This is a genomic window from Bradyrhizobium sp. BRP19 (assembly GCF_020194195.1).
Lineage (GTDB): Bacteria > Pseudomonadota > Alphaproteobacteria > Rhizobiales > Xanthobacteraceae > Bradyrhizobium > Bradyrhizobium yuanmingense.
In genome coordinates this window covers 1-406 of the sequence record NZ_JADYVZ010000201.1, presented here as the reverse complement: position 1 = coordinate 406, position 406 = coordinate 1, and the positions used below count along the sequence as shown (strand labels likewise).

1 protein-coding gene is annotated in these 406 nt (G+C 60.1%); it reads left to right on the top strand.

Annotated elements, in window-relative coordinates:
• Window positions 1-406, top strand: a 406-nt coding sequence (locus I6F36_RS39185; protein ID WP_225173318.1) for a response regulator transcription factor, incomplete at both ends; no start/stop codon positions are given.

Below are 406 nucleotides of genomic sequence, written 5' to 3'. Positions count from 1 at the left end.
TATCTCGGCCGTTTACTTCGAGACGTGTGCGGAATTGTCGACATTGTCGAATCCATCTCGGAAGCCCGGCAAGCACTCGGCAGCTTCAAGTATGATCTCGCAATCGTCGACCGGATGCTGCCGGACGGCGACGCGCTCGATATCGTCGCCTCCCTCGCTCAATTGCGCGAAAGGCCCGCCATCATCATGCTGACCGCCAAGGATACCAAGGAAGACGTGATCGATGGACTGAACGGCGGAGCGGACGATTACCTGAGCAAGCCCTTTGAGCCGCAGGAATTCCTTGCCAGAGTCCGGGCGGTTCTACGACGGCCTCGGCTGCTCGCGCCGCAGGCCATATCGTTTGGAAACGTCGAACTGGAGCTTGGCACGAACGAGGTTACCGTGGCCGGCCGGAAGGTCTCGC